The organism is Stenotrophomonas maltophilia, from assembly GCF_006974125.1.
Taxonomy (GTDB): Bacteria; Pseudomonadota; Gammaproteobacteria; order Xanthomonadales; family Xanthomonadaceae; genus Stenotrophomonas; species Stenotrophomonas maltophilia_O.
The window spans coordinates 356,210-369,068 of record NZ_CP037858.1; the positions used below are offsets into that span (position 1 = coordinate 356,210).

General features: G+C 68.1%; 15 protein-coding genes. 5 read left to right on the plus strand and 10 right to left on the minus strand.

What is annotated here, in order from left to right; all coding sequences use genetic code 11:
* Window positions 1–107 precede the first annotated feature (107 nt).
* Window positions 108–947, plus strand: coding sequence for a formate dehydrogenase accessory sulfurtransferase FdhD (fdhD, locus tag EZ304_RS01660; protein ID WP_142806067.1), 840 nt, complete (start codon window positions 108–110; stop codon window positions 945–947).
* A gap of 143 nt (window positions 948–1,090) precedes the next feature.
* Here fdhD and EZ304_RS01665 read toward each other — a convergent pair whose 3' ends face one another.
* A complete protein-coding gene (locus EZ304_RS01665; protein WP_142806068.1) occupies window positions 1,091–1,627 on the minus strand; it encodes a carboxymuconolactone decarboxylase family protein in 537 nt (178 codons plus the stop codon).
* A gap of 112 nt (window positions 1,628–1,739) precedes the next feature.
* Between EZ304_RS01665 and EZ304_RS01670 the strand changes: the two genes are divergently transcribed.
* The gene (locus EZ304_RS01670; RefSeq protein ID WP_142806069.1) at window positions 1,740–2,615 is read left to right on the plus strand and encodes an AraC family transcriptional regulator; all 876 of its coding nucleotides are present in this window, start codon (window positions 1,740–1,742) and stop codon (window positions 2,613–2,615) included.
* A 129-nt stretch (window positions 2,616–2,744) separates the two neighbouring features.
* Here EZ304_RS01670 and EZ304_RS01675 read toward each other — a convergent pair whose 3' ends face one another.
* The 8 genes from EZ304_RS01675 to EZ304_RS01710 form a co-directional block, all read right to left on the minus strand.
* Complete coding sequence (locus EZ304_RS01675; protein WP_099550940.1) at window positions 2,745–3,305, minus strand: TetR/AcrR family transcriptional regulator; 561 nt, start codon at window positions 3,303–3,305, stop codon at window positions 2,745–2,747.
* 4 nt (window positions 3,306–3,309) lie between these two features.
* Window positions 3,310–4,842: an MFS transporter gene (locus tag EZ304_RS01680; RefSeq protein WP_142806070.1), complete on the minus strand. Its 1,533-nt coding sequence runs from the start codon at window positions 4,840–4,842 to the stop codon at window positions 3,310–3,312.
* A 153-nt stretch (window positions 4,843–4,995) separates the two neighbouring features.
* Window positions 4,996–5,742, minus strand: a complete 747-nt coding sequence (locus EZ304_RS01685; protein WP_142806071.1) for a hypothetical protein — start codon at window positions 5,740–5,742, stop codon at window positions 4,996–4,998.
* Window positions 5,742–6,362: a DUF3299 domain-containing protein gene (locus tag EZ304_RS01690; protein WP_099550943.1), complete on the minus strand. Its 621-nt coding sequence runs from the start codon at window positions 6,360–6,362 to the stop codon at window positions 5,742–5,744. The genes EZ304_RS01685 and EZ304_RS01690 overlap by 1 nt, the downstream gene beginning before the upstream one ends.
* Window positions 6,352–6,903, minus strand: a complete 552-nt coding sequence (locus EZ304_RS01695; RefSeq protein WP_142806072.1) for a DUF3299 domain-containing protein — start codon at window positions 6,901–6,903, stop codon at window positions 6,352–6,354. Before EZ304_RS01695 ends, EZ304_RS01690 begins: the two co-directional genes overlap by 11 nt.
* Window positions 6,904–6,905: 2 nt before the next feature.
* Window positions 6,906–8,159, minus strand: coding sequence for an ABC transporter permease (locus tag EZ304_RS01700; protein ID WP_142806073.1), 1,254 nt, complete (start codon window positions 8,157–8,159; stop codon window positions 6,906–6,908).
* Complete coding sequence (locus EZ304_RS01705) at window positions 8,152–8,847, minus strand: ATP-binding cassette domain-containing protein (protein WP_142806074.1); 696 nt, start codon at window positions 8,845–8,847, stop codon at window positions 8,152–8,154. The genes EZ304_RS01700 and EZ304_RS01705 overlap by 8 nt, the downstream gene beginning before the upstream one ends.
* Entirely contained in the window at window positions 8,844–9,377 is a 534-nt protein-coding gene (locus tag EZ304_RS01710; protein ID WP_142806075.1) for a ZrgA family zinc uptake protein, read from the minus strand. The genes EZ304_RS01705 and EZ304_RS01710 overlap by 4 nt, the downstream gene beginning before the upstream one ends.
* A gap of 32 nt (window positions 9,378–9,409) precedes the next feature.
* Here EZ304_RS01710 and EZ304_RS01715 point away from each other — a divergent pair, with 32 nt between their 5' ends.
* Window positions 9,410–9,883, plus strand: coding sequence for a MerC domain-containing protein (locus tag EZ304_RS01715; RefSeq protein WP_142806076.1), 474 nt, complete (start codon window positions 9,410–9,412; stop codon window positions 9,881–9,883).
* A 153-nt stretch (window positions 9,884–10,036) separates the two neighbouring features.
* Here EZ304_RS01715 and EZ304_RS01720 read toward each other — a convergent pair whose 3' ends face one another.
* Window positions 10,037–10,939: a LysR family transcriptional regulator gene (locus EZ304_RS01720; protein WP_142806077.1), complete on the minus strand. Its 903-nt coding sequence runs from the start codon at window positions 10,937–10,939 to the stop codon at window positions 10,037–10,039.
* Window positions 10,940–11,057: 118 nt separating this feature from the next.
* On the opposite strand from EZ304_RS01720, the gene dkgB reads away from it, so the two are divergent.
* Window positions 11,058–11,861 (plus strand): 2,5-didehydrogluconate reductase DkgB, encoded by an 804-nt coding sequence (gene dkgB, locus EZ304_RS01725; RefSeq protein WP_142806078.1) that lies wholly within the window; start codon window positions 11,058–11,060, stop codon window positions 11,859–11,861.
* An 11-nt stretch (window positions 11,862–11,872) separates the two neighbouring features.
* Complete coding sequence (locus EZ304_RS01730) at window positions 11,873–12,847, plus strand: TIGR03571 family LLM class oxidoreductase (RefSeq protein WP_142806079.1); 975 nt, start codon at window positions 11,873–11,875, stop codon at window positions 12,845–12,847.
* Window positions 12,848–12,859: the final 12 nt, after the last annotated feature.

Genomic DNA, 12,859 nt, shown 5'->3' on the forward strand with positions numbered 1-12,859 from the left:
GCCTGCCATGACAACGGTTACACCTGCGTCAGCGCATGGCCACTGCGCTATTCTCGATGCCGTGGGTGGTCCACCACCTGCGTATCTCTCTTGTCCGGACGCGCTGCATGCCTGATTCGACCCCACCGCACACCCCGCCTGCCGGCACGGCCCAGCGCCCGTTGCAGCGCTGGCGCAGCGAGGGGCAACAGCCGCAGGTCGACGTGGTGGCCGAGGAAGTGCCGGTGGCGCTGCGCTACAACGGCGCCGCCTTCGCAGTGATGATGGCCACGCCCTGCGACCTGGAGGACTTTGCGCTGGGCTTTTCACTCAGCGAGGGACTGATCGCTACGCCCTCGCAGTTGCTGTCGATCGACATCCGCCCGCAGCTGGAGGGCATCGAACTGCAGATGACGGTGACCGACGACGCGCCCGGCGCCGACCTGGATCCGGCCAATGGGCGCCTGCTGCCCGGCCGCGGTGGCTGCGGCCTGTGTGGCACGCGGCAGCTGGAGGAAGTACTGCGACCGCTGCCCGAGGTGCGCGAACGGCGGACCTATCCGCCGGCGGCGCTGCAACGGGCGCTGGCCACGCTGGCGCAGCATCAGCCGATGAACGCGGTGAGTGGTTCGACCCATGCCGCGGCCTGGGCCGACGCCAGCGGTCGCATCGGCTGGGTGCGCGAAGACGTCGGCCGCCACAACGCGCTGGACAAGCTGATCGGCGCCCTGCATCACAATGAACACACGATCGAGGGTGGGCTACTGGTGATTTCCAGCCGCGCCAGCTACGAAATGGTCAGCAAGGCCGTGCGGGCCGGGGTCAGCGTGCTGGCTGCTGTCTCGGCACCGACCGCGCTGGCTATCGACCTGGCCCGCAGTGCAGGCCTGTGCCTGGTCGGGTTCGCGCGGGAGAGCGGGTTCAATGTGTATACCCATCCCGAGCGGCTGCAGGCGGACGACACGTAGAGTCGACTGTCAGTCGACTGCTCTTCGTTCAGCCCCCCGAGAACCCCACGCTGCGCGCGATGGATGACTGACAGTCGAGTCTACCCGGTCGGCTCCATTCAGACCGGCCCGGGCGGCCACTGCCACCCGGGCCAGGCCGCATCTCAGCGCAGCGCGACCTTCGGGAAGTCCACCGGCACGTCAAACGCTACGTTGACGTAGTTGGTGAACAGGTTGAGCGCCACGTGGGCGAGGATCTCGACGATCTGCTCATCATCGAAGCCGGCCGCACGCAGCGCTTGCACATCGCCGTCGGCGACCTGCGCACGCTGTTCGACCACCTTCAGCGCGAAGTCCAATGCCGCCGAGGTGGCCGGATCGCTGGACTGGCCGATCTGCGCGGCAGCCATCTGCTCGCTGCTGGCACCGGCCTTGCGGCCCAACGCGGTGTGCGCGGCCAGGCAGTATTCGCAGGCATTGCGGTTGGCGATGGCCACGGCGATCTGCTCGCCCAGCAGCGGCGACAGGCGACCGCCGCCCAGCGCGCCGAACGAACCCCACATGCTCTGCAGGGCGGCCGGCGAGTTGGCCACGGCACGGAACATGGCGGGGGTGGCGCCAAAGGCGGCGTGGACCTGGCCCAGCAGAGCCTGGCGGTCGGCGGTGGTGTTGGTGGCATCGATCAGGGGGACACGGGACATGGTGGATCTCCTTGGGAAAGCGCCCGGGATTGGACGACCCGCTCATCCTAGGTAGACTCTCCGGACGCATCACACGCAATCAGCCGAACATATTGTCCATTCGTCCACGAACATGCCCGCCGACACCTCCGCACCCGACCGCCTCTCCTCCCTGCTGGAACGCTTCCGGGTGCAGGCCGCGCTGTTTCACAGCGGTCCGCTGTGCGGGCGCCACGTCTTCGAACCGCAGCCCGGTCGTGCGTTCCTGCACATCCTGCGCCAGGGTGAAATGGAGGTCCGTCATCCCGGGGGTGATATTGCGCTGCCCCGGTTGAAGATCGACACACCCAGCCTGCTGCTGTATCCGCAGCCGCTGCACCATGTGTTCTTCAACGCACCGCTGGATGGCCCGGATTTCACCTGCGCCACGCTGGACTTCGATGGCGGCGCGCGCAATCCGATCGTGCAGTCGCTGCCGCCAGTGATGGTGGTGCCGCTGGCAGCGATCGGCGAACTGGATGACACCCTGCACCTGCTGTTTGCCGAGGCCGATCGCCAGCGCTGCGGGTCACGGCTGCTGACCAACCGGCTGTTCGAGGTGGCGCTGATCCAGATCCTGCGCTGGGTGGTCGATCACCCGGATGCGGCCGGCGTCAGCCATGGGTTGATGCGGGGGCTGTCCGATGCGCGGCTGGCCCGTACGCTGGTGGCGATGCACCAGGCGCCACAGGACGAATGGACGCTGCCGCGCATGGCTGCGACTGCCGGCATGTCGCGCAGCGCGTTCGCGGCAGTGTTCAAGGAGGTGATGCAGGCGACGCCGGCCGCTTATCTGCTGGACTGGCGGCTGAGCCTGGCCTGCGCGCAGCTGCGGGCCGGCGTGGCGGTCAAGCAGGTGGCGATCGAGGTGGGGTTTGCCGATACCGCCTCGCTGTCGAAGGCGTTCCGCAAGCGGTTGGGGGCATCGCCGAGGGCGTGGTTGGCCGCGAGCGCAGCGCAGGCTGGGTAAATAGGTGAGGGGTAGAGTCGACCGCTGGTCGACTATCGCGCGAAGCGCGGGGGTTTCGTTGTCTGACCGAAGGGCAGCCGACCAGCGGTCGGCTCTACCACGGCCGATGTCTGCGCGCCGGCTGGCCGCTCAACTGGACGTTCCGTCAGGCTTCGCCAACAACCCGGCGATGCGCTCGGCCACACGGGCGCGCACGCCTTCATCCAGCTGGCCTTCGTACATCGCTTCGTAGATCCACAGGCCATCGGCGGCCAGCCGCGCCACGAAATTGTCGAGCGCGGCGCTGTCTTCCGCTGCACCCGCCTCCGGCGGCAGCGGTGCCCAGCGACGTACGGCCGGCCCCCACGGGCGCTCATCGGCGTCCGGGTCGGCCGACTCGAGCATGAACATCAGCTCGGCACGGGTGGCACTCTGCGCCGAGACACGCACGAAGGTCTGGTAGCGCTCCAGTGCCGTCGCTTCGTCCGCGCGCTTGCCCAGCAGCGTTTCCATCGACGTTTCCCAGGCCTGCACCAGGTGCTCGTCGATGCCGCGCAGCAGCGCTTCGCGCGACGGAAAGTGGTACAGCAGGCCGCCGCGGGTCAGCTTGGCCTCGGCCGCCACCGACTCGAAGGTCACCGCACGCACGCCGTCACGATTGATCACGTTGACGGCGGCGTCGAGGATGCGGTCGCGCTTGCTGGTTCTCATCGCTTCATGTTACGCGATCGGCCGCGCCCTCGCGGCTGCCAACGCGGCCACGCAGCAGGCGCGCCAGGATCGTCGCGCCCATCGCCAGCACTGCGGTGATCACCAGCAGCACGATCTGGTAGCCACGGTCATACGCGGCCGCGGCCAGTGCGAACCACTCACCCTGCCCGCTCTCGCGCGCGGCATGCAGCGCCTGGGTGAAACCCTCGCGGGCAAGCGCGGGCATGTCGGCCGAGACCGGCAGGAACGCGCTGTACATCGCGGCGCTCAGGCTGCCCAGCATCGCCACCGCCAGCAGGCCGCCGAACTCATAGGACACTTCTTCCACCGACGAGGCCATGCCCGCACGGTGCGCCGGCACGTTGTTGAGGATGGCAGTGGACGCCACCGAGATGGCCGAACCCATGCCGAAGCCGGTGATGGCCATGCCGGCGACCACCCAGCCCAGGCCGTGCGGGAAGCCGAACGCCACCACGCCGACACCCAGCGCGCCTGCGGCCAGGCCACCGCAGATCAGCGGGCGCAGGCCCACCCGGTGCAGGATGCTGCCGCCCAGCAGCGCGCTGGGCAGGCTGCTCAGTGCCGCCACCGAGACCAGCAGGCCCGCCTGCAGCGGCGTGAAACCTGCCACCAGCTGGAAGCGCTGGGTGGTGACCAGCTGCAGGCCGGCCATCGCGAACAGGGTGAATACTGCCGACAGCGTGCCGGCCAGGAACGCCGGATTGCGGAAGATCGCGAAATCCAGCAGCGGGTACGGCAGCTGCTGCTGGCGGCGTGCGAACGCCGCACCGCTGACGACGGCCAGCAGCAGCGCGCCTGCGCCCAGCGCATACGACGGCGGCGTAGCGATCAACGACTTGATCGCCAGCACCAGGCCGGACAGTGCAGCCAATGCCAGAACTGAAGACACCAGGTCCCACGGCCGCGAGGTGTCGCGCTGGCCTTCCGGCGCCAGCAGCAGCGTGGCCACGAAGGCGACCACCACCACCGGCACGTTGATCAGGAACACCGAGCCCCACCAGAAGTGCTGCAGCAGCCAGCCGCCAATGATCGGGCCGAGCGCCGCACCGACGATGGCCACCGAACCCCAGATCGCGATGGCGATGTTGCGTTCGCGCTCTTCGTGGAAGCTCAGGCCGATCAGCGCCAGCGTGGCCGGCATCATCGCTGCGGCACCGATCGCCAGGAACGCGCGTGCGGCAATCAGCTGCGCTGCGGTGTCGGCGAACGCCGCTGCCAGCGAGGCGACGCCGAACACCACCAGGCCGATCAGGAACATGCGGCGGTGGCCGATGCGGTCGCCCAGCGTGCCCGCACCCAGCAGCAGGCCGGCCATCACCAGCGGATACGCGTTGATGATCCACAGCGCCTGGCCGGCACTGGCCGAGAGTTCCTCGGTCAGGGTGGGCAGTGCGGTGTAGAGCACGGAGTTGTCGAGCGTGACCAGCAGCAGGCCAGCGGCGACGGTGAACAACAGTGCCCAGCGACGGGCACGCGACAGGGCCGGAGCACCGGCCAAGGGCTGGGACAAAGCCATGGGAGAACCTGATGGGGGATGGAGTACGGCCATAACTATACAGGATGTCCTGTATAGTTATGGCCGTCGGAGCCAGCCGGTTCAGCTTTTGTAGAGGCTGCCTTGCTCGGCTGAACCGCCAGCCAGGCATGGCCTGGCTCTACTGTTGAACGCCTACCGGCAGTCTTCCGGCAGCGCGGCAATCGCCGACACCACCGCCGCCTGCATGCCCTGCCCCACGGCCATGTCCAGCTCCCCGCCCGTTGCCCCATGCTGGCGCCGCAGTTCGTCCTCGCACAGGCCGCGCACCCGCGCCCGGGCGTTCGCGCGCAGGCTGCTGCACCGCCAATCGGTGCCGCCCAACGGCAGCACCGAATACACCACGCTGTTGCAGGCGTTGCCGGCGCGCTGCTGCAACGACAGTCCGCCGAAATCCCGCGGTTCACTGCTGCGTTGCGGGTCGAAATAGCTGTCGGGGAAGGTGCGCGCGTACTGCTCGATGTCCACCGCCATGCTGCCTCCACCGGCCAACGGCATCTGCAGCGGCTGCCCGCACGACGTCGCATCGGCGCGGTGCTGGATGTACTGATAGATCGGCCGGTCCAGCGAAGGATCCTGCTGGGTCACCGCGCTGACCGCCGCCAGCACCGGCAGCGACGCACGATTGGCCATGCGCGCCAGCAGTCCCGCCTGCGCCGGCTGGCAACGGTCGCGCAATGTTGCTGCGAGCAGGAGCAGCACATCGTTGCGGAACGCGTGGTCGTCACCCAGGCGCTGTTCGATACGCTGGCTGGCATCGGACGCCGGTGCCGGAAACGCGACCGCCGGCGGCGCGATCGGTGCGCGCTGCCGCTGCCACCACACCAGCAGTACCACCGCGCCCAGCAGCACGCCGGCAGCCATGATCCATCGCCTGCGCATCAGTTGCGGATCGCCGTCAGCGTGGCTGCCGCGGCATCGTAGGACGCGCTGGCGATATCTGCATCGAAGCGTTTCACCTGCAGACGGCCGGCAAGCCGGTACGGATCCCACAGATCGCCCAGCGCGATCGGCGTGGCCAGGGTCACGTGGATGATCTGGTTTGGCGGCGGTGGTGGCACATGGATGCAGGCGCCGTAGAACGGCACGAACAGCAGTTCATCCACCAATCCTGCATCGTTGGTACCGAGCGGCACCACGTAGCCATCCAGATCCACCGCGCGACCATCGACAGCATCGACCACGCGCGAAGAGCCGAACTGCTTGGCGCGGTCCGGGCTGGAATGGTCGATCTCCAACCCCGGTGGCGTGCCCGAGCCGGTGTCGTCGATCAGGCCACCCACGCCGTCCATGCCATTGCGTGACAACCCGATCTGCGGAGGTGGACGCTGGTAGGTCACTTCGTCCGGCCGCAAGGCGTCCCAGCGATCAATGGCGGCTTCGGCCGTGGCAGAGGACGCCGGTTTGTCCTGCGGCGTTACCACCACCGCATCGCCGCCCGGCGCCGTACAGCCCGCCAACCACAGGCATCCCAACGCCAGTAACAGGTGACTACGGTTCATAGGGCCTCAGCTGTGCGTCACGCATGGTGTAGGCCGAACCGGCCAGATCGTCGTCCAAGCGTTCGGCCCGCAGGGTGCCGGCCAGGAAGAACGGCGAATACATGTCCGGCATCTCGATCGGGCGCGGCAGCACCACGTGCACGATCTGGTTCGGCGGCGGTGGTGGCACGTGGATGCAGGCGCCGTAGTACGGCACGAACAGGAACTCGGTCAACCGCCCGTCCTGCGCGTTGGCCAGTGGTACCACGTAGCCCGGCAGGCGCACCGGCCGCTGCAGTACCGTGTCCACGGTGCGGAAGGTGCCGAACTGCGGCATGCGCCGGTTGCCGTTGTGCTCGACTTCCGGGCCCTCGCCCCGCTCCAGCGCGGCCAGCTCGTCCCTCGGCATCATCTGCAGCCAATCCAGCTCCTGCTCCGCAGCAATTGCCGGGTCATCACGGTCGACCACCGGCGCGGGCGGCAAGGCCTGCACGCCGGTGTCCACCGGCCGCTCGCAGGCAACCAGGGCAAGCACCATCGGCAGCGACAGCATCCAGCGCATGCTCAGCCTCCGGGCGACAGGCCATCGGCCAGCGTTCGCCGGTAGGCCAGCCATGCCGGCACCAGCCCGGCCACGGCGCTGATCAGCAGCACGCCTGCCACCCACGCCAGCTCGCGGCCATCCGGCCAGACATGGGTGATCGACAGCCCGAAGGTGGCCAGCACCCAGCCGCGCCCGGCAATGCTGGCGACCACCAGCAGCGACAGGGCCAACACGCAGGCCACGGCACTGGTCGCCACCGCCTCCACCACCAGCAGGCCAGCGATGTAACCCGGTCGCGCGCCGGTGGCACGCAGGATGGCCATCTCGCGCCGCCGCTCCTGCAGGGTCGAGACCAGCAACGCCACCAGCGACACCATGCCCAGCAGCACCACCATCGCGCTGATCAGCTGCAGGGCGTGCTCGGCGGTGCCCAGCGACTGCCACAGTTGCTGCAGGGTCACGCCGGGCAGGATCGCCAGCATCGCCTCGTCCGGATACTCGTTGATCCTGCGCTGTACCGAGAACGTGGCGATGCGCGAGTTCAGGCCGAGCATGAAGGCGGTGATGCTGGTCGGGGTCAGGTCCAGGTGGCGCGCCTGCTCGGCGCTGACGCTCTGGCTGCGCAGCTGCACGCCCGATCGCCAGTCGACATGGATCGCCTCGATGGCTGGCAGCGAGACCAGCAGCGACGAATCCACCGGCGTGCCGGTGCGCTGCAGGATGCCGGCAACACGGAACGGCTTGTCGGCATGCGTGGCCAGGGTGACCGCGCCGGTGCCGTGCGCCAGCACGATCTCATCGCCGAGGCCGACCTTCTGCGCGCGCGCTACCTCCGCGCCGATTACCGCGTCGTACAGATCATCAAAGGGCCGCCCCTGTGCAAAGGCCAGCTCGTGGCCGGAACCATAGCGATAGTGTTCAAAGTAGCCGCCCGTGGTACCCACTACACGGTAGCCGCGCCAGGAATCGCCCAGCGACAGTGGCACCGACCACTTCACCTGCGGCAATGCGGACAGCTCCTGGTAGGACTGCCAGGACACGTTGTTGGTCGGGTCGCCGATATGGAACACCGAGTACAGCAGCAGGTTCACCGGCCCCGAGCGCGCGCCGACGATCAGGTCGGTGCCCGATACGGTGCTGGCGAACCCCTCGTGGGCCTGCGTGCGTACACGCTCGACGCCCAGCAGCAGCACCACGCTGAGAGTGATGACCAGCACGGTCAGGCCGACACTCAACGCACGGCTGCGCAGGCTGGCCCAGGCAAGCTCAAGCATGGCCGGCACCTGCCTGGTTGATCTCGGACAGTGAAATGGTGCGGTCGAACAAGGGCTGCAGGCTGTCGTCATGGCTGACCACCAGCACCGTGGTGCCGGCCGCCTCGCACTGCGCGGACATCAGCTTCAGGAAGGCGGTTGCCGCTTCGCGGTCGAGCGCGGAGGTGGGCTCATCGGCCAGCAGCAATGCCGGACGACCGATCAGGGCGCGTGCTGCAGCCACGCGTTGTTGCTGGCCAACACTGAGCGCACCCGCGGGCCGCTGCATAAGCTCAGGGTTGAGCTGCAGGGCCTGCAGCAGGCGGGCGATCTCGGCATCCAACGGCCCACTGATGCGCGCGCTGCGCAGGCGCGAGAAGCGCAGGCCCAGCGCAATGTTGTCGCGCACGCTGAGGAACGGCAGCAGATTGAACTGCTGGAAAATCACGCCCAGCTGGTCGGCACGGAAACGATCCCGCGCCGCGCCTCCCATGTCCTGCAGCGCCTGGCCGGCCACCTCGACACGGCCCTTGCCGGGCAGCAGTACGCCCGCCAGCAGGCCCAGCAAGGTACTTTTGCCGCCACCACTGATTCCGCGCAGCAGCACGCTGCTGCCCTGCTCGATCCACAACCGCGGGATGTCCAGCACCAGCTGCATGCCGTAGCCGAACTGCACGTCTTCCAGGGCGATCACCGGTGCCGCGCTCACGGTGCCAGCACCACGCGCAGGTTGTCGGGCGTCAGCACACTGCGGTTCTGGCCATTGGCGGTTGCACTGTTGACGATGACTTCGTGCAGGCCCGGGAACAGCACGGGCAGGCGTACGACAATGGCGCGCAGCTCGACCGGTTTGGCACAGTGGTACTGCAGCGTTGCGCTGAAACCTGCGTGCCGGTGCTGTCCCGGCGGCGGCGCGGCGGCTGTGGCGTCGAAGCCCTCTGCATCGGCTTTACTGATGGCCAGACGGCAGTCTGCAGCGGTGGGCAAGGTGACCCAGCTGCCGCCCTTCAGCACTGTGGTAGCCCGTGCCAGCGCGGCCTGCTCGGCTGCATTGGCCGGCGGTCGCTCGTAATCGAGGATGCCGATGCCGGGGGCCTGAAGGGCGAATTCCAGCGTTTGCTGGTCAAGCGCAACATCGACGGTCGCCTGGCCGTGCACGTGCGGTGCGTGCTGGCGGATGTCATGGGCCTGCGCGGCGCTGGCAGCCAGCAGCAGGAAAAGAGCAGCAGAAAGCTTCATGGGGGAGGCTCCAATTGTTACTATGTAACATTATGGACCACATCCCCACGACGCCCGCAAGGGCCCTGGCCCAGCCGCCAACTTCGGCACGCTGGCACCCCCGCTTCGATCTTGCCGGTGCCTGGCTGTCCCTCGCCTGCGCCGTCCATTGCATCGCCCTGCCCCTGCTGCTGGCCTTCGTGCCGGCAGCGATGATGGCGCTGCGCTCGTTCCAGCACCCCGGCCATGGCGCGATGACGGTGCTGCTGATGATGTCGCGCTGGGAGTGGCTGTTCGCGCTGCTGGCCTCGTCGCTGGCCCTGGCGAGTACCTCGGCCGGGGTGCACCGGCATGGGCGCTGGCGGCCTGTGCAGCTGGCCTGCGCCGGCGCCATCCTGCTGCTGTCGGCCTCGCTGTATCTGCCGCTGAAGGAATCGCTGCTCTGGCATGGCGTGGCGACAGCCAGTGGTGGCGTGCTGCTGGCATGCGCGCACATCGGCAACCGGCGCGCGCTGCGCACCCGGTAACACCTGCCGCGGGGCGGTTGGCACGCGCCATCCACGCATGGCGTGGATCTACTGAAACGTTCAACGCAGCCAGTGGTAGTGCCGGCCGCTGGCCGGCAGCTCCGGTGATCCCGCAGATGGGCAAAGCCGGCCATCGGCCGGCTCTACCGATCTCTATTCGTCGAACGGTCGCTGCCCCAGCGTCTGCGTCACGTGGTCGACGAAACAGGTGATGCGCGCGGCCAGCGCGGTGTTGCGGTAGTACACCGCGTTGATCGGCTGCCGCACCTCCTGCGTCTGCCTGGCGAACAGCTGCACCAGATGGCCGTCACGCCGGTCCTGGCGGGTCAGGAAATCAGACAGGCAGGCGATGCCCAGCCCGGCCACCGCCATCTGCCGCAGTGTCTCGCCACTGGATGAAGCGATGGCCGGCTCGATCACGAAAGGCCCGCCATCGGTATCGTGCAGCGGCCATTCGTTCAACGAACTGGGCTGGGTGAAGCCCAGCAGGTCATGCTCGCGCAGCTGCTCCACCCGAGTCGGCGTGCCATGCCGGCGCAGATACTCGGGGCTGGCTACCACGCGGATACGGCTGTGGCCGATCGGTCGCGCATGCAGGGTCGAATCGCGCAGCACACCGATGCGGAATGCTACGTCGGTGCGCTTCTCGATCAGGTCGGTGATGCCTTCATTGGAATTCAGCTCCAGCTCCACCTGCGGGTAGCGCTCACGGAACCCCTCAAGCAGCGGCACGATCACGTGCAGCATGAATGGCGTGGCCGCATCCACGCGCAGGCGCCCGACCGGCTGCAGCCGCCGCGCGGCCATCTGTTCTTCGGCCTCGTCCACCGTGGCCAGGATCGTGCGCGCGTACTCCAGGAACGCCGCGCCTTCCTCGGTCAGCTCCAGCCGCCGCGTGGTCCGCCGCAGCAGCGTGGTCTGCAGCTTGTCCTCCAGCCGCGCCAGGGTGCGGCTGGTGGCCGAGATGGTCAGATCCAGCGCCTCGGCCGCCGCCGTGATCGAACCACTGTCGACCACGGCCACGAAGGCCTTCAGCTCATCCAGGGTGGTTTTCATTTTTTACCTCGGCGCAAAAGCGTTTCCCGTATACACGGCTTAATCAACAAATGTAAAGCGCCCACACTTCGCCCTGTCCCGAGCCCACCGGCTCTCAACGAAGTCCCTGGAGTCCATCATGAGCGTTCCTTCCTTTGGCGTCGGCACCTTCCGCCTGACCGGCCAGACCGTCATCGACTCGGTGCGCAACGCCCTCGAGGTTGGCTACCGTGCAGTCGATACCGCGCAGATCTATGGCAACGAAGCCGAAGTCGGCCAGGCCATCGCCGAATCCGGCGTCCCGCGCGACCAGCTGTTCCTGACCACCAAGATCTGGGTGGACAACTACGCTGCCGACAAACTGATCCCGAGCCTGCGCGACAGCCTGGCCAAACTGCGCACCGACTACGTCGACCTGCTGCTGATCCACTGGCCGGCGCCGGGCAATGGCATTGAACTGCGCGAGTACATGACCGCGCTGGCCGAAGCCAAGACGCTGGGCCTGACCCGCCAGATCGGTGTGTCCAACTTCAACATCGAGCTGACCCGGCAGGCCATGGAGGTGGTCGGCGCCGGCGAGATCGTCACCAACCAGATCGAACTGAGCCCCTACCTGCAGAACCCGGCACTGACCGCCTTCCTGCAGGACCAGGGCATCACCGTCACCTCCTACATGACCCTGGCCTACGGCAAGGTGCTGAAGGATCCGGTGCTGGCCGCCATCGCCGACAAGCACCAGGCCACCGTGGCCCAGGTCGCGCTGGCGTGGGCACTGCAACTGGGTTACTCGGTCATCCCGTCCTCGACCAAGCGCGAGAACCTGGCCAGCAACCTGCTCGCCCAGGACCTGCACCTGGATGCCGATGACATGGCCGCGATCGCTGCGCTTGACCGCAACGGCCGCGAAGTCGATCCGCCGGGCCTGGCCCCGGCCTGGGACTGAGGAGCCTCGCCATGGGCAATGCGTTGGCGCGGCTGCACGCCGGTGGTTTCAGCATCGGCATCGAAGCACCGCTGGACAATGACTGGACGCCGCTGGGCGAACAGGCACCACGCGCCGCGCGACGCCTGCCCGGCGAACCGGACCTGCAGCGCCATGCAGAACTGGCACGGTTGGCCGACCGCCTCGGCTTCCGTGCGCTGTGGGTACGCGACGTGCCGGTGTACGACCCGGCCTTCGGCGATGCGGCGCAGGTGTTCGAGGTATTCAGTTACCTCGGCTACCTGGCCGGCATCACCGAGGACATCCTGCTGGGCACCGGTGCGGTGGTGCTGCCGATCCGTGAGCCGTTGCTGACGCTGAAGTCGGCGCGCAGCGTGCAGCACCTCAGCGGCGACCGCCTGTTGCTGGGCGTAGCCAGTGGCGACCGCCCGGTGGAATACCCGCTGTTCGGCCGCGACTTCGACAGCCGTGGCAGCCGTTTCCGCGAGCAGATCGCATTGCTGCGCGAAGGCGCCACCGCGCACCTGCCGCAGGGGTTGGACGTGCTGCCCGCGGATGGCCCGGCCTTGCCGCTGTTCGTGGCCGGCCTGGCCCAGCAGCAACCGGCATGGATCGGCCAGCACATGGATGGCTGCCTGGCCTACCCGGGCACGCCGCAGGACCATGTACAACGCGTGGCGGCCTGGCGCGCCGTGGCCGGCAACAAGCCGTATGCCAGCTTCATCCACCTGGACCTGGTGGCCGATGCCGATGCCCCCCTGCAGCGCTGGCGCTTCGGCCTGCGCGGCGGCCGCAACGCCCTGCTCGCCGAGCTGCACGCCATGCAGGCGGCCGGTGTCGACCACATCGGCCTGCAGTTCCGCCGCAACGAACGGTCGCTGGCCGAAACCTTCCACGAAATCGCCGAGTACGTGCTGCCGCACTTCCCGGCCCATGCCGGCGCCGCCGCGTCGCATGCCCCGATTGCCGCCCCCGCGACGGCCTGACAGTTACCGGAG